Here is a 21,488-nt window from a genome sequence, read left to right as displayed (position 1 = left end):
ATTTTTGTTTTGCCGGGTCCCGACCAAAACGCAAATGCCCGGGACGAGCCCGGGCATGACGGCGGCTGATGTGACTGTGAAAGCCAGCCCGCCTCAGCTATCCACCTTCAGCGCGGCAATGAAAGCTTCCTGCGGGATGTCGACCTTGCCGAACTGCCGCATCTTCTTCTTGCCTTCCTTCTGCTTCTCCAGAAGCTTGCGCTTACGCGTGATGTCGCCGCCGTAGCACTTTGCGGTGACGTCCTTGCGCAGCGCGCGGACCGTCTCGCGGGCGATCACCTTGCCGCCGATCGCCGCCTGGATCGGGATCTGGAACATGTGCGGCGGGATCAGCTCCTTCATCTTCTCGACCATGGCACGGCCGCGCCCCTCCGCGCGGGTGCGGTGGACCAGCATCGAGAGCGCGTCGACCGGCTCGTTGTTGACGAGGATCTGCATCTTGACGAGGTCGGCCGGCTTGTAGTCGGTGAGATGATAGTCGAACGAGGCGTAGCCCTTGGAGACCGATTTGAGCCGGTCGTAGAAGTCGAACACGACTTCGTTGAGCGGCAAATCGTATTTCACCATGGCGCGGGAGCCGACATAGGTCAGCTCCTTCTGCGAGCCGCGGCGGTCCTGGCACAGCTTCAGCACGCTGCCGAGATATTCGTCGGGCGTCATGATCGTGGCCTCGATCCAGGGCTCCTGGATCTCGGCGATCTTGACCACGTCAGGCATGTCGACGGGATTGTGGATCTCGATCTCGGTGCCGTCGGTCAGCTTCATCTTGTAGATGACGCTCGGCGCCGTCGCGATCAGATTGAGATCGAACTCGCGCGACAGCCGCTCCTGGATGATCTCGAGGTGCAGCAGGCCGAGGAAGCCGCAGCGGAAGCCGAAGCCGAGTGCGGCCGACGTTTCCATCTCGAACGAGAAGCTGGCGTCGTTGAGGCGCAGCTTGCCCATGGCGCCGCGCAGCGTTTCGAAATCGTCGGCGTCGACCGGGAACAGGCCGCAGAACACCACTGGGATGGCCGGCTTGAAGCCCGGCAGCATCTCCGTCACCGGCTTCCTGTCGTCGGTGATGGTGTCGCCGACGCGGGTGTCGGCGACTTCCTTGATCGCGGCGGTGATGAAGCCGATCTCGCCGGGGCCGAGCTCGTCGACCTGCTGCATCTTCGGCGTGAAGAAGCCGACGCGTTCGACGTCATAGGCCGCGCCCGTGCCCATCATGCGCACGCGGCTGCCCTTCTTCATGACACCGTCGACGACGCGGATGAGAACGACGACGCCGAGATAGACGTCGTACCAGCTGTCGACCAGCAGCGCCTTCAGAGTCGCATTGCGGTCGCCCTTCGGAGGCGGCAGGCGGGTGACGATGGCTTCCAGTACGTCCGGCACGCCAAGGCCGGTCTTGGCCGAGATCATCACCGCGTCGGAGGCATCGATGCCGATGACGTCCTCGATCTGCTGCTTGATCTTCTCGGGCTCGGCCGCGGGAAGATCGACCTTGTTCAGGACCGGGACGATCTCGTGATTGTTGTCGAGCGCCTGGTAGACGTTGGCAAGCGTCTGCGCCTCGACGCCCTGGCTGGCGTCGACCACCAGCAGGGAACCTTCGCAGGCCGCCAGCGACCGCGAGACTTCGTAGGCGAAGTCGACATGGCCGGGCGTGTCCATCAGGTTGAAGATGTAGTCCTTGCCGTCCTTGGCGCGATACTGCAGGCGCACGGTTTGCGCCTTGATGGTGATGCCGCGCTCGCGCTCGATGTCCATGGAATCGAGCACCTGCTCCTTGCCCGCCATCTCGCGGTCGGAGAGGCCGCCGGTCATCTGGATCAGGCGGTCGGCCAGCGTCGATTTGCCATGGTCGATATGGGCGACGATGGAGAAATTGCGGATGTTGGAAATGGGGACGGTCGTCATGGGCGCGGGATACCACTCACATCCCCGTGCGGCAACCATATTGCTGTAATTTCAGGGCCTTTCTTCACGCCAAGCTGATTCCACGATGGGCCAAAACGCGCTAGGCAAGCGCCCATGTCGACCACGTCTCTTCCCACCCCTGGAGTGCGCACGAAGGCCCGCCCGAGCTTTGCCCGCTTCCGGGCCTGGCTGGTTGCCTGCGCGGTCCGCCCCGAGGCGAGATTGTGGCTGGTGATCCAGCTCGCCATCCTGCATGCGGTGCTCTGGACCTTCATCCTGATCAATCTGAAGGCAGCGCAGGACGTTCACATGGACGTCGCAGAAGCCTATGGCTGGGGCCAGAAATTCCTGTGGGGCTATGGCAAGCACCCGCCGCTGTCGGGCTGGGTCGCCGGGCTCTGGTTCAAGCTGTTCCCGGCGGCGGACTGGGCGACCTATGCGCTGGCGATGGCGACGGTCAGCGCCGGCATGGTGATCTGCTGGCTGGTTGCCTTGCGCGTGGTGGATGCGCGGCGCGCGTTCCTGGTCGTGGTGATGGTCGCGCTCTACCCGATCTTCAATTTCAAGGGTTTCAAATACAACCCGGATCTGCTCCAGCTCGTCACCCTGCCGCTGCTGGTGCTCGCCTATCTCAATGCATTCGAGAAGCGGAGCTGGCAGTCCGGCGTCCTGCTCGGCCTTGCCGGCGCGCTGGCGCTGATGACCAAATATTGGGTGCTGACCATGATCGGCGCCATCGGCCTTGCCGCGCTGATCCATCCGGAGCGGATGAGATTTTTGGGTTCGCCGGCGCCGTGGGCCGCGATCGCGACGATGGTCGTGGCGATGATCCCGCACGTGGTCTGGCTGGCCGAGGCGCATTTCGTGCCGCTGACCTATGCCGGCGACACCTACAGCCTCGCGGACAGCGGCCAGGTGCATCAGCTCGTCACCGGCTACATGCTGCATAATCTCGGACTGCTGGCATTGCCGGTGGCGCTGGCCGGGCTCGCGATGGCGCTGGTGCCGCCGTGGATGACGTTGCTCGTGCGAGCACCTCTGCGCATCGTCACGCGCGCCTGGGCGCGCGGCGCCAATCCGGGCGTCAATGTCTCGCAGGCGCTGAACGTGTGGATGATCCAGATCATCGTCGCATTCGGCCCGCCGCTCGGCGCGCTGGTCTTTGGCGTCTACCTGAAGACCGATTGGGGCATCTCGCTGTTCTTCCTGGTGCCGCTCGCGCTGGTCGCGATTCCCACGCTGCGGGTGCAGAGCGCGAGCCTGTTCAACATCGCTGCGATCTGGCTCGTGCTCAGCGTTGCCACGCTCGCCGCCTCGCCCTGGATCGCCGCGCGCGAGATGACGGCCAATGCCGGCAACACGGCGACCTATGGCGCGCGCTCGGAGCTCGCGCGCGAGCTGACCCAGGCCTGGCACGCGCGCTTCGCCTCGCGCTGGGCGGTCGTTGCTGGAACGATGGAGACGATCCAGCCGATGGTGTTCTACAGCCCCGATCACCCCAGCCCGTTCACGCCGAACGAGGCGTGGGCGTCGGGGCTGACCTCGCTCGACGACGTCAAGAGATACGGCTTCATCGGCGTGGTCGATGCGACCGACGAACGCCTGCCCAAGTTCGAGAAGTGGGTTTCGGAGGTCGCGCCGAACGCCGAGCGCATCGTCATGACCACGCGCCGCTTCACCCACGGCAAGGCCGGCCCGGCGATGAGCTGGAACGTCTACATCGCGCCGCCGGCGAAGTGATTGCGGCGTTCTCGGTCTCGTAGGGTGGGCAAAGGCGCGAAGCGCCGTGCCCACCATCTCGCGCTGATCGCAGAAAAGTCGTGGGTACGCTTCGCTTTGCCCACCCTACGGCAACCGATCGCGCGGCTCAGATCCCTTCCTCGTTGAACTTGCTTTCAACGAGCTCGGTGATCGCCGCGAGCGCAGCTTCCGCGTCCGTGCCGGCGGCGGCGACGGTGATCGTCGTGCCGGGCCCTGCGGCAAGCATCATCAGGCCCATGATCGAGGTGCCGCCGACGGTCTCGCCGCCGCGCGTCACCCAGACCTGCGCATCGAAGCGCTCGACGGCCTGGACGAATTTCGCGGAGGCTCGCGCATGCAGGCCGCGCTTGTTGATGATCAGGAGGTCCTTGGAGATCGCGCCCGCGGGCACGCCTGTCCCCGCTTGTGGCGCCTCGTCGCTCATTTGCCGGCGAGCACGCGGCTGGCGATGGTGACGTATTTGCGGCCTGCTTCCTGGGCCATCGCGATCGCGTCGGGCAGCGGACGCTCCTCGCGCACCTTGGCGAGCTTGACCAGCATGGGCAGGTTGATGCCCGCGAGCACTTCGACCTTGGGCCGGCTCATGCAGGATATTGCAAGGTTCGACGGCGTACCGCCGAACATGTCGGTGAGGATCGCAACGCCGTCGCCGGAATCGACGCGGTTAACCGCCTCGATGATGTCACTTCGGCAGAGATCGGAATCATCTTCGGCGCCGATCGTGATCGCTTCGATTTGCTTTTGTGGGCCCATGACATGTTCAAGCGCTGCCTTGAATTCGTCGGCAAGGCGCCCGTGGGTCACAAGTACTAGACCAATCATCGGAAAACTCCTCGCGGGCGCTTTTGGTGCACCGCACGAACGCGCCACTTTGACCATCCAGAGCCCCTGCGCAAGAGGGGATGTTGCGTATCTCCCTGAATCTAGACGGATGGATGAGGGGAGCTGCGCCGGTCTATTCGGTCGCGATAGTGGGGTTCATATGGTTACCATTTCCCTTCAAACAATCGCCTGAGGGGTTAACGGAAGATGAACTCTTGGTAGTGGTCAAGGCCGCAACAACCAGTGGGAGGGGTGAATATCCGCGGCCAACCGGGATTCGCGGTATTTCGACACCGGAAATGAGGGTTTTCAGCGAATCCGTCGCAGGCAGGCGCTCGGCGTCCGCGGCATCCAGATCGACAACGAGACCGACGGTCGCATGCTCCACGAAGTCGCAGCGGCGGATCCCGAGGCCCCGGATCTCGATCAGGCCAGCCAATACCGGCGCGGGGCGGACTTCAATTTCATCGCCGACTGTCGCCAGATGGACACGGTCATCCCCGACCAGAACGGCCCTTTCGATCACGCCCGAGCGTCCGGCCATGATCAAATCAAAGGCAAGGCGCGACTTGCCGGAGCCCGAGGGACCGCGGATCAGCACCGCCCGTTGTCCGATCTTGACTGCGGAGGCGTGAACGCTCGGCCCGACTTCGTTTAAGCTGCCTTCGTTCAAGCTGCCTTCTTTCAAGCTGCCTTGGCTCATAGCGCCGGCAGCCTCACCACGAAGCGCGCGCCGGTGATCGTCGGCACGCCCTCGTCATCCGGCGGGCCTGCACGGTTCTCGGCCCAGATGCGCCCGCCATGGGCGTCGATGATCTGCTTGGAGATCGACAGGCCGAGGCCGGAGTTCTGGCCAAAACCCTGATGCGGACGGTCGGTGTAGAAGCGCTCGAAGATGCGTTCCAGCGCGTCGTCGCGAATGCCGGGGCCGTCGTCGTCGACCACGATCTCGATCTCCCCGCGTGCGCGGCGGCAGGTGAGGCGCACCTTGCTGCCAGGTTCGGAGAACGACTGCGCGTTGGAGAGCAGGTTGGAGACCACTTGCCCGAGCCGTGAATCGTGACCGCTCACGGCGAAGGTGTCGGTCGGGCTGCGGCCCTCGAAGCGCGTCTCGACCGCGACGTCGTGGCCGAGCTTGGTTTCGTTGGCGACGGACACCAGCGTCGTCAGCAGGCGACGCAAATCGACCGGGATCGCATCCTGGCGCTGCAATTCGGCATCGAGGCGGCTGGCGTCGGAGATGTCGGAGATCAGGCGGTCGAGCCGCTTGACGTCGTGCTCGATCACCTCGAGCAGGCGCGCACGGCTGTTCTCGTTGCGCGCCAGCGGCAGCGTCTCGACCGCCGAGCGCAGCGAGGTCAGCGGATTCTTCAATTCGTGGGCGACGTCGGCGGCGAACATCTCGATCGCCTCGATGCGGCTGTAGAGCGCGCTCGTCATGTCGCGCAGGGCGCCGGAGAGATGGCCGATCTCGTCGCGGCGGCGGGTGAAATCGGGGATCTCGATGCGGGCCTTGATGCGGCGGCGGACGCGCTCGGCGCTGTCGGCAAGCCGGCGCACGGGCCCGGCGATCGTGCTCGCAAGCAGCAGCGACAGCATGATCATGACGGCGGCCGCGACGCCGCCGACTTTCAGGATGGCGAGCCGTTCGGCGGTGACCATCTGGTCGATGTCGTCGCCTTGCGTCGACAGCATCAGCGCGCCATGGATCGCGCGCGAGCGCAGCACGGGGACCGCGACCGAGACGATCACCTCGCCGCGGGCATTGACCCGCACCATCGAGCGCTTCTGGCCTTGGAGCGCATCGCCCACCTCGGCATAGCCGTTGCCGTTCTCGGGGCCGAGCTCGCGATAAAGCGGCAGGTCGCCGCGGTTCAGCCAGGTGCGCACCGCGACCATGCCGCGCTCGACGAAGCCGGGCTTCTCGGCCGGCGGCGGCAGGTCGAGGCGCAGCACGTTTTCGAGGTTGCGGCTGTCGAGCAGCAGGCTGCCGTTCGGATCGTAGATGCGGGCGCGCGTCTTGGTCGGTGAGATCAGCGTGCGCAGCACCGGCGCGACGCGCTCCGGGTTGATCGGGAAGTCCAGCGGCGAATACTCGTCCGAGCCGCCATAGGTCTCGCCCGGCTTGAGATCGAGCAGCCGGTCAGGATCGATGGTGATGGCGTTGGTCTGCACCGTGGCGGAGGCCGCGATCGCGCCGGCGATGATCTCGGCCTGCACCAGCAGGCTCTGCGCCCGCGCGTCGATCAGTCCGGCGCGGAATTGCGACAGATACAGGATGCTCGCCACCAGCGCGACGAGGCCGGCGAGGTTGAGCGAGACGATGCGGCGGGTCAGGCTGGAGAAGGACAGCGCGAAGAAGAATTGCCCGGCGCGCTTGAGCCAGTTCAGCGGTCGGAAGCCCTGCGGCTTGTCTTCGACAAACTGCTCCTGAACGCCGTCGGATGCGACGTCGCCGGCGCTCTGGTTGGGATCAGGCTGCGTTCGGTCCAGCAATGCTTACGCCCGTGTTAGGACGGCGTTGAGAAGGTCCCCACACCTTAGAGCGATCCCGGTCCCGATGGAATCAGAACCGGCGATGCTCGTCGTCGTTCGTGAAGGCGCCTCGCGCCTCAGGCTTCCTTGAAGCGGTAGCCGACGCCGTAGAGCGTCTCGATCATCTCGAACTCGTTGTCGACCACCTTGAACTTCTTGCGCAGCCGCTTGATGTGGCTGTCGATGGTGCGGTCGTCGACATAGACCTGGTCGTCATAGGCGGCGTCCATCAGCGCGTTGCGGCTCTTCACCACCCCGGGCCGGGTCGCGAGCGCCTGCAGGATCAGGAATTCGGTGACGGTCAGCGTCACCGGCTCGTTCTTCCAGGTGCAGGTATGCCGTTCCGGATCCATGCGCAAAAGGCCGCGGTCGAGCGCCTTGGCGTCGTTCTCCTTCGGCGCGACGGTCGGATCCTTCGGCGCCGAGCGGCGCAGCACCGCCTTGACGCGCTCGACCAGCAGGCGCTGCGAGAACGGTTTGCGGATGAAATCGTCGGCGCCCATCTTGAGGCCGAACAGCTCGTCGATCTCCTCGTCCTTGGAGGTCAGGAAGATCACCGGCAGGTCGGACTTCTGCCTGAGCCGGCGCAGCGTCTCCATGCCGTCCATGCGCGGCATCTTGATGTCGAGGATCGCAAGATCGGGCTGGGTGGTGCGGAAACCGTCAAGCGCGGAAGCGCCGTCGGTGTAGGTCATGATGCGGTAGCCTTCGGCTTCCAGCGCGATCGAGACGGATGTGAGAATGTTGCGGTCGTCGTCGACCAAAGCGATTGTGGGCATGAGCCTCTGCTTTCTGCTTTCCGTTTGGGTCGTGGCTTGAAACGGCGAGCAATCCACTGATGCGCCGCATACATGGGTGCCGATGTCGGCGTTCGAACCTTGTCACCGAGCAATGCAAGCTGGGCTGAAGTGTGACCAAGTTCCCCGAAACACGGCAGATCCGCCGCATGTCGACCCATAACCGGGCCCCCGTTTACCCGAAAAAAGGCCCCCCTTGCAACCACCTGAGCCGAGAAAGCCGATGCAACCGACCCCTGATTTCGACCCCGCAAAGCTCGCCAAATCCCTGCTGCGGCGATCGCGGCAGGGGGCGCTGGCAACTCTCATGGCCGGCAGCGGCGACCCCTATTGTTCCCTGGTCAATCTGGCCAGCCATCCCGATGGCTCGCCCATCCTGCTGATCTCAGGCCTCGCCGTGCATACAAGGAACCTTCTCGCCGACAGCAGGGTCTCCCTGATGCTGGACGAGCGGGCGGCGGGCGATCCGCTGGAAGGCGCCCGGATCATGCTGTCCGGCCGGGCGGAGCAGGCCGGTGCCGAGAAGGATTTGCTCCAGCGACGGTATCTTAGTGCCCATCCGTCGGCGGAAGGCTTTGTTTCCTTTAAGGATTTCTCTTTCTTCCGGATCCGCCCCACGGGAACCCACCTGGTCGCCGGCTTCGGCCGGATCGTCGATCTCAAGCCCGCCCAGTTCCTCACAGACCTCACCGGCGCCGAGGATCTGCTGGCGGCGGAGGCGGGGGCTGTCGAACACATGAATGCCGATCATCGCGACGCCATGGGCCTCTATGCGACCAAACTCCTTGGCGCTGCCGCGGGGAACTGGCGCTGCACCGGCTGCGATCCGGAAGGCCTCGACATGCAGGACGGCCAGATCGCGCTGCGGCTGGACTTCCCGGAGCGGGTGACCGACGGCACATCGCTGCGCAAGATGCTGGTTCGCCTCGCTGGCGAAGCGCGCATGAAGATGGACTAGAACGCAACAATTTGAACGCTGCGCCCCATCGCTGCGACCCAAGACGATCAGGTCTTAAGGCTCGCAGCGAGGGTTCATGACGCGTCGTCGTTTGGCATTGGCTGCGGGTCTGGCGCTCGCGATCGCCACGTCGCTTGCCACGCCCGGCCTTGCCCAGAAGAGCGATCTGTCGGCGCAGAGCGGGCGCATCAATGCGCTCCGAAGCGCCGGCAAATATGTGGAGGCGCTACCGCTGGCGCAGGCCATGGTGGCCTCGCTCGAGAAGACCAGCAACAACCGCGACCTCGCCGCGGCGCTCAACAATCTCGGGCAGATTTACGCCGACCAGGGCCACGACGATCAGGCCGAGCCGCTTTACAAACGCGCCATCGCGCTGATGGAGAAAGGGACCGGTCAGGGCAGCGTCGAGATCGCGCCGCTCCTGAACAATCTTGCGGCGCTCTATCAGCGGCAGAGCCGCTTCACCGAAGCCGAACCGCTGTTCAAGCGTGCGCTGGCCGTTCGCGAAAAGGCGCTGTCGCGCGAGCATCCCGATGTCGGCCAGGCCCTCAACAATCTCGCCACGCTTTACGTGAAGCAGGAGCATTTTGCCGACGCCGAACCGCTGTTTCAGCGTGCCCTCGCGATCTATCAGAAGGCCGCTGGGCCCGAGCATCCCGCGGTTGCCACCGTCCTGAACAATCTCGGCCAGGTCGATCGCGACCTCAACCGCGATGCCGACGCCGAAGCGCCGATCAAGCGCTCGCTCGCGATCCGCGAAAAGGTGCTGGGGCCGGATCATCCCGACGTGGCGCGCTCGCTCAACAATCTCGCCGGGCTCTACGAGCATCAGCAGCGCTATGCCGAGGCCGAGCCGCTCTATCGCCGCGCGCTTGCCATCCGTGAGCGTGCACTCGGGGTGGATCATCCCGATGTCATGACCTCGACCAGCAATCTCGCTTATTTCCTTCAGGTGTCGGGCCGTACCGCTGACGCCTTGCCGTTTGCGCAGAAGACGCTTGCCGCCAACCGCGCGCAGCTGCGCACCGTGCTGCCGGTTCTGTTCGCTGCGCGCCAGCAAACTCTGCTGGCGAGCGACAAGGCGCTGGATGACGCCCTCGGCGCGATTCAGCGCGGCACGCAATCTTCCGCCGCCTCTGCCGTGAACAAGCTCGCGGTGCGATTGGCCGCCGGCAGCGACCGGCTCGCCGAGCTGGTGCGCCGGGATCAGGATCTCGCGGCCGAGGCCGAGGCGCTCGACAAGGCGATCATCACGGCGGTGTCGAAGCAATCGGCGCAGCGCGACGTCGCTGCCGAGCAACGCAGCCGCGCGAGGATCGTTGCGATTGCGAACGAACGCGCGGGGCTGCAAAAGACGCTCACGCTCGAGTTTCCCGACTACGCCTCACTCTCGAACCCGCTGCCGCTGGCGGTGAAGGACATCCAGCCGCTGCTGTCGGCCGATGAGGCGATGGTGATCTATTCCGTCGTCGACAAGCGAAGCTATGTCATCGCGATCACGCGCGATGGTGCCGACTGGAAGGAGATCTCGTTCGGCGCGGACGCGATGGCGCGGAAGGTCTCGGCGTTCCGCAGGGGACTGGATGTCGGCAAGGCGCGCGATGCCTCCGGCAAATCCGGGCTGTTCGATCTTGCGCTCGCGAACGAGCTCTATGTCGCGCTGCTCGGCCCGGTCGAGGCGCTGACGAAGGACAAGCGCAACCTCCTGGTCGTGCCATCGGCGGCGCTGACCGCATTGCCGTTTCATCTGCTGGTGACGGAGAAGCCGCAGGCTGCGATTCCGGACAGGCTCGAAGGTTATCGCGACGCCGCCTGGCTGCTGCGGCGTCATGCGGTCTCGGTGCTGCCGTCGGTGATCAGCCTGAAATCGTTGCGTGCCTTCGCGCGCAGGGATCAGGGCGCGAAGCCTATGACCGGCTTCGGCGATCCCGTTTTCAATCCCGCGCTGGAAGGACCTGCCGACCGTCGCGCCGCAGGCGGCAAGGTCGCGGCGCGCAGCATTGCGACGATTGCCTATACCGATTTCTGGCGCGGCGCCGGGGTCGACCGCGCGCGGCTCGCGCAGGCGCTGCCGCAACTGCCCGATACCGCCGATGAGCTCAACGCGGTGGCGAGAGACGTCGGCGCCACTGATGCCGACATCCATCTCGGACGCGATGCCAGCGAAACGACGCTGAAGCGTGCAGCGCTTGCTCAATACGGCATCATCTACTTTGCCACCCACGGCCTCGTTGCCGGCGACGTCAAGGGACTGGGCGAGCCCTCGCTTGCATTGTCCATTCCCGATCAGCCGTCTGAACTCGACGATGGCCTTCTGACCGCGAGCGAGGTGGCCCAGCTCAAGCTCAACGCCGATTGGGTGGTGCTGTCCGCCTGCAATACCATCGCCGGCGACAAGCCCGGCGCCGAGGCGCTGTCGGGATTGGCGCGCTCCTTCTTCTATGCCGGTGCCCGCGCGCTGCTGGTCTCGCATTGGGCCGTGGATTCGGAAGCCGCCACCCGCCTCACCACATCGACATTCGAGCTGCTCAAGAACCAACCAAAAATCGGTCGCGCCGAAGCCTTGCGCCGCGCGATGTTAACGTTTGTCGACGACACCTCGTCACCGCGCAACGCCTACCCGGCGATGTGGGGACCGTTCGCGCTCATCGGCGAAGGCGAGGTAAGATAAGCCGGCAGCCGGAATTGTGCGTCGCAAAAACCTTGATCAACGCCGAATTCCGCATTTGGTTGCGCGATCATTCGTGATTTTTTGATGCAGCTGCTCAGAGCTGACATGCGCGACGTTTGGCGCGGTCCTTGAATAAACCAAATCCTGCGGGATCAGCTTGGCAACGCCAGCGTTCATCATTATTAGGTCGCCCAGCCGAGGCTGGTTGGCCTATAAATCACGGTGACCGCGATGGTGCTGAAGTTCTGGTCGCGCTGAATGTCGCGGGTTCTAGGAGGATTTTTTCGTGCAAGAGACGGGCGTGCGCAACGGTGCCTTTGGCGCCGACAAGTTCGGTTTAAAGAATCTCAAGCAGGTTCACTGGAACCTCGGTGCGCCGCAACTCTATCAATACTCGCTCACTGCGGGCGAGGCGGTGCTGTCCGCTGACGGCGCACTCTGCGCCGACACCGGCGAGTTCACCGGGCGCAGCCCGAAGGACAAGTTCACGGTGCGTGACGCCACCACCGACAAGAAGATGTGGTGGGCCGGCAACCAGTCGATCACCGCAGAACAGTTCGAGACGCTCTATCAGGACTTCCTCAAGCACGCCGAAGGCAAGAAGCTGTTCGCGCAGGACCTCTATGGCGGCGCCGACCCGGCCTACCGGATCAAGACGCGCGTCTTCACCGAGCTCGCCTGGCACTCGCTGTTCATCCGCACGCTGCTGATCCGCCCCGAGGCGGTCGAGCTGTCGACCTTCGTGCCGGAGCTCACCATCATCGACATGCCGAGCTTCCGCGCCGATCCCAAACGGCACGGCTGCAAGTCGGAGAACGTCGTCGCGATCGATTTCGCCCGCAAGATCGTCCTGATCGGCGGGTCTTATTATGCCGGCGAGATGAAGAAGTCGGTTTTCACCACGCTGAACTATTATCTGCCCGAGCGCGGCGTGATGCCGATGCATTGCTCGGCCAATGTCGGCGCCAAGGGCGACGCGGCGATCTTCTTCGGCCTGTCCGGCACCGGCAAGACCACGCTGTCGGCCGATCCGAACCGCACGCTGATCGGCGATGACGAGCACGGCTGGGGCCCGAACGGCGTCTTCAACTTCGAAGGCGGCTGCTACGCCAAGTGCATCAAGCTGTCGCAGGAAGCCGAGCCCGAGATCTTCGCGGCCTCGACCCGCTTCGGCGCGGTGCTCGAGAACTGCGTGCTCGACGAAGATACCCGCGTGGTGGATTTCGACGACGGCTCCAAGACCGAGAACACGCGCTCGGCCTATCCGCTCGACTTCATCCCGAACGCCTCGCGCACCGGCCGCGCGCCGCAGCCGAAGAACGTGGTGATGCTCGCCGCCGACGCCTTCGGCGTGCTGCCGCCGATCGCCAAGCTCTCGCCGGCGCAGGCGATGTATCACTTCCTGTCCGGCTACACCGCCAAGGTCGCCGGCACCGAGCGCGGTCTCGGCAACGAGCCGCAGCCGGAATTCTCGACGTGCTTCGGCTCGCCCTTCCTGCCGCTCGACCCGTCCGTCTACGGCAACATGCTGCGCGACCTCATCGCCCAGCACAATGTCGATTGCTGGCTGGTCAACACGGGCTGGACCGGCGGCAAATACGGTGTCGGCTCGCGCATGCCGATCAAGGTGACGCGCGCGCTGCTCACCGCCGCGCTCGACGGCTCGCTTCGCAACGTCGAATTCCGCACCGACAAATATTTCGGCTTCGCGGTCCCGACCGCGCTGCCCGGCGTGCCGGCCGAGATCCTCAACCCGGTCAACACCTGGAAGGACAAGGACGAGTTCGACAAGACCGCCCGCGCGCTGGTCGGCATGTTCCAGAAGAACTTTGCCAAGTTCGAAGCCCAAGTGGACGCCGAAGTGCGTGCCGCCGCGCCGGACGTGAAGCTCGCGGCGGAGTAAGTTCTCCGCAAGACGTGATTGACGAGAAAGGGCGGCTTCATCAGCCGCCCTTTCTTTTTACGGCCCGAGCATCGTCAGGCTGCCTAGCCCGTGCATTGCTTGCGATATTCTGCGGGAGTCGTACTCATGTGCCGGCGAAAGATCCGGTTGAGATGGCTCTGGTCGGAGAATCCGCTCAACAGGGCGATCTCCTTCAACGCCAGGCGGTCCTTGCGCAGATGTTCGCAGGCGCGCTCCACCTTGCGGGTGAGGACATAGCTGTGCGGCCGCATGCCATAATGTGCCTGGAATTTGCGGGCGAACTGCACCGGCGTGCAGTTGCAGATGTTGGCCAGTTCGTCGAGCGTGATGTTCCGGGAAATGTTCTGCTCGATATAGTCCTCGATCATTCGCGCATGCGCCGGCCTGAAGGGCCCTTGCGCACAGGGCATCTTGAACTGCACTGAGGCGTATTTTCGCAGGATGTGAATGCTCGCCTGAAGTGCCATGGCATCGTAGCAGAGCCGGCCGCCCGGACCTCCTGCGGAAACCTCCTGCACCATCTGGTCAGCAATCCAGGTCAGGACTGGATCCTCGATCCTGAGCAGATCATGAAGCTCGACGCTTTCGGTATCCCGGTCAAAAGCCTCGCTCGCGGTCTTCGCCATGAGCCTGGGCGAGATGTAGAGATGACTGACTTCGATGTCATGGGACCATCGCCAGTTCGACGCTTCGGCCCGCGTCAGCAGTGTCGTGACGCCGCGGCCGACGCGATCCTGCTTCCAGGATCCGGTCACGCGGCGCTTCATCGCCGTGGTGCCTTCGCGATAGATCACGATCAGAAAGTTATCGGACGGCGGCACCCAGATATCGGATGGCGCATAGCGGAACACGCGCAGCCGAAAATCGGCTTTCCCCACCGCCGAACTGTCCAGCATCATTTCGCCGGGAGCATAGCGTGGCAGCTCCTCGACCGTGATGAACTGCCCCATCGCGCGAGCCTCCTCCCTGGAGTTTTGGCATGGTCGACTGCTTGTTGTTCTCATTGGCCGATCGGCAAGGCAGCAGCATAGGCCGGATTTGCCATTTGCCAAGCGAGCTCGGGCGAGGTCGGCGCCGGCCTCCGGCTTCATTCAAAGGATTGTCGGTTTTGTTCAAGCCGGGAACGCAGCCCGCCTCATAGCCTCCCTCGCGTCCCGGGCAAGTGCGGAAGAAGGGTGAAAAGCCGCAGGCACTCGCGGGACCGACAAATGACGCGATGCACCACCATCCGAGCGCACGACGGGTGGGGAGGGTTGCGCTCGCTCTGGAAACACCTAGGAGGGAAAAATGGCGGAAACGGCGACCAAACCCAATGGAAGCAATGGCGCGCATGTCACGGCGAAATTCGACGCGGTGGTTGTTGGAGCCGGCGTCGCCGGGCTCTATCAGCTCTACCGTTTGCGCGAACAGGGATTAAAGGTCAGGGCAATTGACGCGGGCGCAGGCGTGGGCGGCACCTGGTATTGGAATCGCTATCCCGGCGCCCGCTTCGATTCAGAAAGCCACATCTACCAGTATCTGTTCTCCGAGGAGCTCTACAAGGGATGGAGCTGGAGCGAGAAATTCCCCGGCCAGCCGGAAATCGAACGCTGGCTCAACTACATCGCCGACCGCCTCGATCTGCGCAAGGACATCCAGTTCGGGACGATCGTCAAAACCGCCCATTTCAACGAAGCCACACAGCGCTGGCTGGTCACGACCGACAGGGGTGACGTGATCGACACCCAGTTTCTGATCACCTGTTGCGGCATGCTCTCCGCCCCGCACGTATCGTTTCCGGGACAGGAGACGTTCAAGGGGCAGTTGTTCCACACGGCGCGCTGGCCCAGGGAGCCGATCGATTTTGCCGGCAAGCGCGTCGGCGTCATCGGCAACGGCGCAACCGGCATCCAGGTCATCCAGACCATCGCTGGCGAGGTCGGTCATCTGAAGGTCTTTATTCGCACGCCGCAATACATGATTCCGATGAAGAATCCCAAGTACAGCGCGGCAGATGCGCAGGCCTACAAGTCAAAATTCCAGCACCTCACGGAGCGCCTGCCGCATACCTTCACCGGGTTCGAATACGATTTCGAGCACGCCTGGGCCGGACTTTCGCCAGAACGGCGCAGGGAGGTGATCGAGGATTGCTGGAACGACGGCTCCCTGAAGCTGTGGATCTCGTCCTTCGCCGAGTTGTTCTTCGACGCCGAGGTCAACGCCGAGATCTCCGACTTCGTGCGCGAGAAGATGCGCGAGCGACTGAAGGATCCAAAGCTGTGCGAAGCCTTGATTCCGGCCGACTACGGTTTCGGGACGCACCGGGTGCCGCTGGAGCAGAATTTCCTCGAGGCCTTCCATCGGCCCAATGTCGAGATCGTCAGCGTCAAGGCCAATCCGATCGACCGCGTGACACCCATGGGTATCCAGACCGCGGACGGGACGATCCACGAGCTCGACGTCATCGTTCTGGCGACTGGATTCGACGCCGGAACCGGCGCGTTGACGCGCATCGATATCAGGGGCCGCGGTGGCCGGTCGCTGAAGGAGGATTGGAGCAAGGATATCCGCACCACGATGGGCCTGCAGGTTCATGGCTATCCGAACCTGTTCACGACCGCGGTGCCGCTGGCTCCGTCGGCTGCGCTCTGCAACATGACCACTTGCCTTCAGCAGCAGGTCGAATGGATCGACGATTGCATCAGGTTCGTGCGCACGAAGAACCTGAAGGTGGTTGAGCCGACCAGGGATGCCGAAGACGGATGGGTGGCGCATCACGATGAGATCGCCAATGCGACGCTGATCGCGAAGACCAATTCCTGGTACCTGGGCTCGAACGTCGAAGGCAAACCGCGCCGCGTTCTGTCCTACTGCGGCGGCGTCGGCGCCTACCGGCAGAAATGCAACGAGGTCGCCGCCAGCGGCTACCTGGGCTTCACCATGAACTGAGTGCTCGCGAAGCGCTGCGTCGACGGAATTCATCCAATCCAAACGGGAGGACAACCATGAGCACGAATTTCGGTGCTGCTGCAGACGCCGTTCTTGACGGTGTCGTTACATCCACGCCGCGCGTGCCCGGCGTCGTCGCGATGGTGACGGACCGTTATCGCAACATCTACGAAGGTGCTGCGGGAAAAAGGCGCCTTGACCAGCCCGCCGACATGACGGCCGACAGCATCTTTGCCATCTTCTCCACGACCAAGGCGATCACCGGCACGGCCGTGCTGCAACTCGTCGAAGAGGGCAAGCTCGATCTCGACGCACCGGCCAAGCGCTACGCGCCGAACATCGGCAAGCTCCAGGTCATCGAGGGCTTTGATGCCGCGGGTGAGCCAATGCTGCGGGCGCCCAAGCGGGATATCACCACACGGATGCTGATGACGCATACCGCCGGTCTCAGCTACGATTTCATCAACCGCACCTATAACCGCCTCGCCGAAGAGAAGGGGCAGCCCAGCGTCATCACCGCTTCCAAAGCCTGCCTGATGACGCCGCTGCTGTTCGATCCCGGCGAGCGCTGGGATTACGGCACCAATCTCGACTGGTGCGGCCAAATCGTCGAGGCCATCGCCGGGCGCCGGCTTGGCGAGGTTTTCAATACGCGCATCTTCGAGCCGCTCGGAATCAAGAATATGACCTTCGAGCTGACGGAGGCCATGCGCGGCAAACTGGCCGGGATCCACGCGCGCGGCGCCGACGGCTCGTTGACGCCGATGGATTTCGAGCTCCCCGCCAACCCTGAAGTGCATATGGGTGGCCACGGCCTTTACGGCACGGTCGGCGACTACATGCGTTTCATCCGGATGTGGTTGAATGACGGTGCCGGCGAGCACGGCCGCGTGCTGAAGGCGGAGACCGTGCGCATGGCGGAGAAGAATCATCTCGGAGACAAGAAGGTGACACCGATCACCGGCGTCATCCCAGCGCTGTGCAATGATGCCGAGTTCTTCCCGGGCCAGTCAAAGTCCTGGGCGCTGTCCTTCATGATCAACGACCAGGAAGCACCCACCGGGCGTCCCGCCGGCGCCCTCGGCTGGGCGGGCCTTGCCAATCTGTTCTATTGGATCGACCGGCAGAACGGGTTCGGCGGGTTCTGGGCCACGCAGATTCTTCCGTTTGGCGATCCAACGTCGTTCATCGGCTACATGAATTTCGAGACGGCGTTTTATCAGAGCCTGAGGCAGCGAATGGCGGGTTAGGGACCGGTAAGAACGGGACGAGGGGTGGAAAGAGCTCACGCCTTGAAATACGCAATCTGCGTCGTGGTCGCCAGCAGCCTTCCGTTCGGCGACCACAGCTCGCCGTTCTGGTCGGCGTAGCTCTTGTGGAAGATCTTTGCGTCCGCCGTCGCCAGCACGCGGGTGATGTCCTCGGCCGCGAGTTCGTCTGCGCCGGTGTGGAAATACGTCGTCAGCGACACCGTGCCGAACGGCACCAGCTCGCGCCGCGCGTGGAAGATGCGGCCGAAGAAGGCGTCCGACATCGACATCAGCGACAGCATGTCGAGCTTGCGCGGCGTGCGGTCGCTGATCCAGATTTTTGAATAGGTGCTGGCGGGTTCGGCCTGCGCTGGGCCGATCCGCATCTCGCCCTCGACGAAGCGGAATTCATACTGGTTGGCCCAGGAGGCCTGGATCCTCGGGAACGGCAGCGTCTCTTCGAACGGCTTTGCTTCGGGATATTGCGCCACCCGGTGCTCCCAGGACGGCCGGCGCTCGGCGAACACCGCGGTGGCGAGCGTTGCGACCTCGCCGCCGCCTTGGCTGAGCTCGACGCTCCAGTGCTGGCTGGAGCGGTTGGCCTTCACCAGCCGCACGTCGAGATCGAACGGCCCCTTGGCGATCGGCGCGCAATAATTGACCGTGAGCGCGAGCGGATCGCCGGCGCGTTCCGGATGGTCGATCAGCGCGCGCAAAATGGTCGCGGCGGTGGCGCCGCCGAACGGACCGACGAAGGCCCAGTAATCGTCGCTGGTGTGCCCCTGCCAGCTGGAGTCGCCGGCAGTGACGCGGGTGGCATCGTCGAAGGGATGCGGGAGCTTGGCGTGCATTAAATCAGACCTTTACTGCGCTTCCGTCCCAACGACGAAACTCCATCGTTTCGTCGCTGGGGCCATATTGCCGTGAGCTCAAAGCATCATCCGCTGGATCATCCGTCACCCAGACATCCGCGACCGCGCCTCCGATACGCTTGATCGCGACGATGCTCTTGCAGCTGGTCAGGTCGGCGACGAAGTCGACGATTGCGGTTTCCTCGTCCTTCCCCGAGAGGCTGGCAAGAATGCTGCCATGCGTGTGCCAGGGGAAGCCGTCAAACCCCAACGTCCAATCCCCGTCGGGGCAAATGACGAGCAATCGAAGCTGCCCATCAGGGCTGACATACTCGCCGACAGGCACGATCGACTCCGGCCAGAAAAAATCTCAAGCCGTAATATGATGGCTATCCTGCCACATCAATAACCTCACAGGTAACGCCGCTTCCACGCCGCGGAAAAATCAGCCCGCGGCGTCGCGCAGGTTGGGCAGCAGCGGCGTGGTCGGATTGACCGGCACGTTCCAGATCTCCTCGGCGTATTCGCGGATGGTGCGGTCGGAGGAGAACCACGCCATGCGCGCGACGTTGAGGATGGAGGCGCGCGTCCAGGCCGGCGCCACCAGCCAGCGCGCATCGACGCTGCGCTGCGCCTCGTAATAGGAATCGAAATCGGCGCTGACCATGTAATGGTCGAGATAGCGCAGCGCGTGCGCGATGGACTCGAAGCGGCCGGGATCGCCGGGCGAGAATTCGCCGGTGCCGATCGCATTGATGGCGCGCTGCAGCTTCGGCGAGTTGCGGATCAAGTCGGAGGCGTCCAGCCCCTGCTTGCGCCGGATCATCACGTCGCCGGCCTCCATGCCGAAGATCGCGATGTTCTCCGCGCCGACATGGTCGCGGATCTCGATATTGGCGCCGTCGAGCGTGCCGATGGTGATGGCGCCGTTCAGCGCCAGCTTCATGTTGCCGGTGCCGGAGGCCTCCATGCCGGCGGTCGAGATCTGCTCGGACAGGTCGGCCGCGGGAATGATCACTTCGGCGAGGCTGACATTGTAGTCGGGCAGGAACACGACCTTGAGCTTGCCGCCGATCGTGGGATCGTTGTTGACGACCTCCGCGACGTCGTTGATCAGCTTGATGATCAGCTTGGCGTAGCGATAGCTCGCGGCAGCCTTGCCGGCGAAGATCTTCACCCGCGGCACCCAATTGCCATTGGGGTTGTCCTTGATCGCCTGGTACAGCGCGACGGTCTCGATGACGTTGAGGAGCTGGCGCTTGTATTCGTGGATGCGCTTGATCTGCACGTCGAACAGCGCGGTCGGGTCGACCTTGATGCCGAGCCGTTCGCCGATCAGGCGCGCCAGCGCGGTCTTGTTATGAAGCTTGGCGCTGCGGAACTTCTTCTGGAATTCGACGTCGCTGGCGCGGGCCTCGATCAGCGAGAGCTGGGTCGGATCGTCGAGCACCGCCTCGCCGCAGGTCTCGCGCAACAGGTCGGTCAGCTTCGGATTCGCCAGCATCAGCCAGCGCCGGAAGGTGATGCCGTTGGTCTTGTTGGTGATGCGGCCGGGATAGAGATGGTTGAGGTCGTGGAACACGGTCTCGCGCATCAGGTCCGAATGCATCCCCGAGACGCCGTTGATGCGGTGCGAGCCGACGAAGGCGAGCTGGCCCATGCGCACGCGGCGCCCGCTCTTCTCGTCGATCAGCGAGACCGAGGCACGGAAGTCGATGTCGCCGGGGCAGCGCGCTTCGGCCAGCGCCAGATGCTGCACGTTGATGCGGTAGATGATCTCCAGATGCCGCGGCAGCAGCCGCTCGAACAGCTCGACCGGCCAGGTCTCCAGCGCCTCGGGCAGCAGCGTGTGGTTGGTGTAGGAGAGGGTGGCGACCGTGATTTTCCAGGCCTCGTCCCAGCGGAAATTGTGCAGATCGACGAGGATCCGCATCAGCTCGGTGACGGCGAGGCTCGGATGGGTGTCGTTGAGCTGCACCGCGACCTTGCTCGACAGGCTGCGCAGCTGCCCGTCGGACGCAAGGTGCCGCTTGACGAGATCCTGCAGCGAGGCCGAGACGAAGAAATATTCCTGACGCAGGCGCAGCTCGCGGCCCGCCGGGCTCTCGTCGTTCGGATAAAGGAATTTGCAGATCGCTTCCGCGCGCGACTGCTCGGCGGTGGCGCTGACATAGTCGCCCTTGTTGAAGGCGTCGAGCTTGAGCGGATCGGGCGAACGCGCCGACCATAGGCGCAGCGCGTTGACGTGCTGGCCGCGCCAGCCGACGATCGGTGTGTCATAGGCGATCGCCTGCACGGTCTCGCCCGGATGCCAGATCGCGCGGTCGCGGCCCTTGTCGTCGACATGCTCGACGCCGCCGCCGAAATTGATGTCGTAGATCACCTCGGGCCGCTGCAATTCCCAGGGATTGCCGAAGCTCAGCCATTCGTCGGGATATTCCTGCTGCCAGCCCTGGTTGATGATCTGGCGGAACAGGCCGTAATCATAGCGGATGCCGTAGCCGATCGCGGGGATCGACAGCGTCGCCATGCTCTCCATGAAGCAGGCGGCGAGGCGCCCGAGGCCGCCATTGCCGAGCGCGGCGTCCGGTTCGCATTTGCGCAGCTCCGGCAGCGAGACACCGAGATCGCCGAGCGCGACCTCGAAGATCTTGAGCAGGCCCATGTTGTTGAGCGCGTCGGTGAAGAGACGGCCGATCAGGAATTCGAGCGAGAGGTAATAGACGCGCTTGCGGCCCGCGTCGTAGCTGTGCTTCTCGGCCGTGAGCCAGCGATGCACGACACGGTCGCGCAGCGCCAGCGCCGCGGCCTGGTACCAGTCGTGCCTGGTCGCCATGCCGGCATCCTTGCCGATGGCAAGGCGCAGCTTCGCCAGGATCGCGCCCTTGATCTCAGCCAGCGCGAGCTCGTCGATCGGCTGGCCGGGGGCGGGAAAACTGGGCTGGAACGATTGATCTTGCAAAGCCGTCACTTCCTGGTCGAACACACCACTAACCCTACGCGTCTTGCCCCTGCACCGGAACTGTCGCCGATGCGGCCTTGCACTGCGCTGGCGTAAATTTATGCAAGGAACGGGCCGATTTGGG

At 63.9% G+C, this 21,488-nt stretch carries 16 protein-coding genes; 6 read left to right on the top strand and 10 right to left on the bottom strand.

Features of this window, described 5'->3' with window-relative positions; all coding sequences use genetic code 11:
- Nucleotides 1-93: 93 nt before the first annotated feature.
- Entirely contained in the window at nt 94-1,905 is a 1,812-nt protein-coding gene (gene lepA / locus A3AS_RS0104435; protein WP_026201664.1) for a translation elongation factor 4, read from the bottom strand.
- A gap of 114 nt (nt 1,906-2,019) precedes the next feature.
- On the opposite strand from lepA, the gene A3AS_RS0104430 reads away from it, so the two are divergent.
- Nucleotides 2,020-3,645: a glycosyltransferase family 39 protein gene (locus A3AS_RS0104430; RefSeq protein ID WP_026201663.1), complete on the top strand. Its 1,626-nt coding sequence runs from the start codon at nt 2,020-2,022 to the stop codon at nt 3,643-3,645.
- Between the two features lie 127 nt (nt 3,646-3,772).
- Here the strand turns inward: A3AS_RS0104430 and A3AS_RS0104425 are convergent, their stop codons facing one another.
- From A3AS_RS0104425 to A3AS_RS0104405, 5 genes are all read right to left on the bottom strand, one after another.
- Nucleotides 3,773-4,090, bottom strand: coding sequence for an HPr family phosphocarrier protein (locus A3AS_RS0104425; RefSeq protein ID WP_018316388.1), 318 nt, complete (start codon nt 4,088-4,090; stop codon nt 3,773-3,775).
- Nucleotides 4,087-4,488, bottom strand: a complete 402-nt coding sequence (locus A3AS_RS0104420) for a PTS sugar transporter subunit IIA (protein ID WP_007597752.1) — start codon at nt 4,486-4,488, stop codon at nt 4,087-4,089. Before A3AS_RS0104420 ends, A3AS_RS0104425 begins: the two co-directional genes overlap by 4 nt.
- Before the next feature lie 133 nt (nt 4,489-4,621).
- On the bottom strand, nt 4,622-5,191 hold the full coding sequence (locus A3AS_RS0104415) for an HPr kinase/phosphorylase (protein WP_018316387.1): 570 nt from the start codon (nt 5,189-5,191) through the stop codon (nt 4,622-4,624).
- A complete protein-coding gene (locus tag A3AS_RS0104410; RefSeq protein ID WP_018316386.1) occupies nt 5,188-6,984 on the bottom strand; it encodes a sensor histidine kinase in 1,797 nt (598 codons plus the stop codon). The genes A3AS_RS0104415 and A3AS_RS0104410 overlap by 4 nt, the downstream gene beginning before the upstream one ends.
- A gap of 116 nt (nt 6,985-7,100) precedes the next feature.
- Nucleotides 7,101-7,802: a response regulator transcription factor gene (locus tag A3AS_RS0104405; protein WP_008542552.1), complete on the bottom strand. Its 702-nt coding sequence runs from the start codon at nt 7,800-7,802 to the stop codon at nt 7,101-7,103.
- Between the two features lie 241 nt (nt 7,803-8,043).
- Here A3AS_RS0104405 and A3AS_RS0104400 point away from each other — a divergent pair, with 241 nt between their 5' ends.
- The 3 genes from A3AS_RS0104400 (at nt 8,044) to A3AS_RS0104385 (ending at nt 13,352) form a co-directional block, all read left to right on the top strand.
- On the top strand, nt 8,044-8,778 hold the full coding sequence (locus tag A3AS_RS0104400; protein ID WP_026201661.1) for a HugZ family protein: 735 nt from the start codon (nt 8,044-8,046) through the stop codon (nt 8,776-8,778).
- A gap of 76 nt (nt 8,779-8,854) precedes the next feature.
- Entirely contained in the window at nt 8,855-11,449 is a 2,595-nt protein-coding gene (locus A3AS_RS0104395) for a CHAT domain-containing tetratricopeptide repeat protein (protein ID WP_026201660.1), read from the top strand.
- Between the two features lie 286 nt (nt 11,450-11,735).
- Nucleotides 11,736-13,352: a phosphoenolpyruvate carboxykinase gene (locus A3AS_RS0104385; RefSeq protein ID WP_018316382.1), complete on the top strand. Its 1,617-nt coding sequence runs from the start codon at nt 11,736-11,738 to the stop codon at nt 13,350-13,352.
- A gap of 83 nt (nt 13,353-13,435) precedes the next feature.
- Here the strand turns inward: A3AS_RS0104385 and A3AS_RS0104380 are convergent, their stop codons facing one another.
- Complete coding sequence (locus A3AS_RS0104380) at nt 13,436-14,323, bottom strand: helix-turn-helix domain-containing protein (protein ID WP_018316381.1); 888 nt, start codon at nt 14,321-14,323, stop codon at nt 13,436-13,438.
- A 337-nt stretch (nt 14,324-14,660) separates the two neighbouring features.
- On the opposite strand from A3AS_RS0104380, the gene A3AS_RS0104375 reads away from it, so the two are divergent.
- Nucleotides 14,661-16,301, top strand: coding sequence for an NAD(P)/FAD-dependent oxidoreductase (locus tag A3AS_RS0104375; protein ID WP_018316380.1), 1,641 nt, complete (start codon nt 14,661-14,663; stop codon nt 16,299-16,301).
- Nucleotides 16,302-16,357: 56 nt separating this feature from the next.
- Entirely contained in the window at nt 16,358-17,551 is a 1,194-nt protein-coding gene (locus A3AS_RS0104370) for a serine hydrolase (RefSeq protein WP_018316379.1), read from the top strand.
- A gap of 35 nt (nt 17,552-17,586) precedes the next feature.
- On the opposite strand, the gene A3AS_RS0104365 is transcribed toward A3AS_RS0104370, so the two are convergent.
- The 3 genes from A3AS_RS0104365 to A3AS_RS0104355 form a co-directional block, all read right to left on the bottom strand.
- Entirely contained in the window at nt 17,587-18,402 is an 816-nt protein-coding gene (locus A3AS_RS0104365; protein WP_018316378.1) for an acyl-CoA thioesterase II, read from the bottom strand.
- A gap of 4 nt (nt 18,403-18,406) precedes the next feature.
- Nucleotides 18,407-18,748 carry a hypothetical protein gene (locus A3AS_RS0104360; RefSeq protein ID WP_018316377.1) on the bottom strand — a complete coding sequence of 114 codons (342 nt, stop codon included), beginning with the start codon at nt 18,746-18,748 and terminating at the stop codon, nt 18,407-18,409.
- Nucleotides 18,749-18,847: 99 nt separating this feature from the next.
- Nucleotides 18,848-21,364, bottom strand: a complete 2,517-nt coding sequence (locus A3AS_RS0104355) for a glycogen/starch/alpha-glucan phosphorylase (RefSeq protein ID WP_026201659.1) — start codon at nt 21,362-21,364, stop codon at nt 18,848-18,850.
- Between the last annotated feature and the right edge of the window lie 124 nt (nt 21,365-21,488).

Source organism: Bradyrhizobium sp. WSM2793 (assembly GCF_000379585.1).
GTDB lineage: Bacteria > Pseudomonadota > Alphaproteobacteria > Rhizobiales > Xanthobacteraceae > Bradyrhizobium.
This window is presented reverse-complemented; position numbering and strand designations above follow the sequence as displayed.

What these genes read in the sequence shown, in the direction of transcription:
- lepA (WP_026201664.1), bottom strand. Translation starts at nt 1,905, where the DNA reads ATGACGACCGTCCCCATTTCCAACATCCGCAATTTCTCCATCGTCGCC.
- A3AS_RS0104430 (WP_026201663.1), top strand. Translation starts at nt 2,020, where the DNA reads ATGTCGACCACGTCTCTTCCCACCCCTGGAGTGCGCACGAAGGCCCGC.
- A3AS_RS0104425 (WP_018316388.1), bottom strand. Translation starts at nt 4,090, where the DNA reads ATGAGCGACGAGGCGCCACAAGCGGGGACAGGCGTGCCCGCGGGCGCG.
- A3AS_RS0104420 (WP_007597752.1), bottom strand. Translation starts at nt 4,488, where the DNA reads ATGATTGGTCTAGTACTTGTGACCCACGGGCGCCTTGCCGACGAATTC.
- A3AS_RS0104415 (WP_018316387.1), bottom strand. Translation starts at nt 5,191, where the DNA reads ATGAGCCAAGGCAGCTTGAAAGAAGGCAGCTTGAACGAAGGCAGCTTA.
- A3AS_RS0104405 (WP_008542552.1), bottom strand. Translation starts at nt 7,802, where the DNA reads ATGCCCACAATCGCTTTGGTCGACGACGACCGCAACATTCTCACATCC.
- A3AS_RS0104400 (WP_026201661.1), top strand. Translation starts at nt 8,044, where the DNA reads ATGCAACCGACCCCTGATTTCGACCCCGCAAAGCTCGCCAAATCCCTG.
- A3AS_RS0104395 (WP_026201660.1), top strand. Translation starts at nt 8,855, where the DNA reads ATGACGCGTCGTCGTTTGGCATTGGCTGCGGGTCTGGCGCTCGCGATC.
- A3AS_RS0104380 (WP_018316381.1), bottom strand. Translation starts at nt 14,323, where the DNA reads ATGGGGCAGTTCATCACGGTCGAGGAGCTGCCACGCTATGCTCCCGGC.
- A3AS_RS0104375 (WP_018316380.1), top strand. Translation starts at nt 14,661, where the DNA reads ATGGCGGAAACGGCGACCAAACCCAATGGAAGCAATGGCGCGCATGTC.
- A3AS_RS0104370 (WP_018316379.1), top strand. Translation starts at nt 16,358, where the DNA reads ATGAGCACGAATTTCGGTGCTGCTGCAGACGCCGTTCTTGACGGTGTC.
- A3AS_RS0104365 (WP_018316378.1), bottom strand. Translation starts at nt 18,402, where the DNA reads ATGCACGCCAAGCTCCCGCATCCCTTCGACGATGCCACCCGCGTCACT.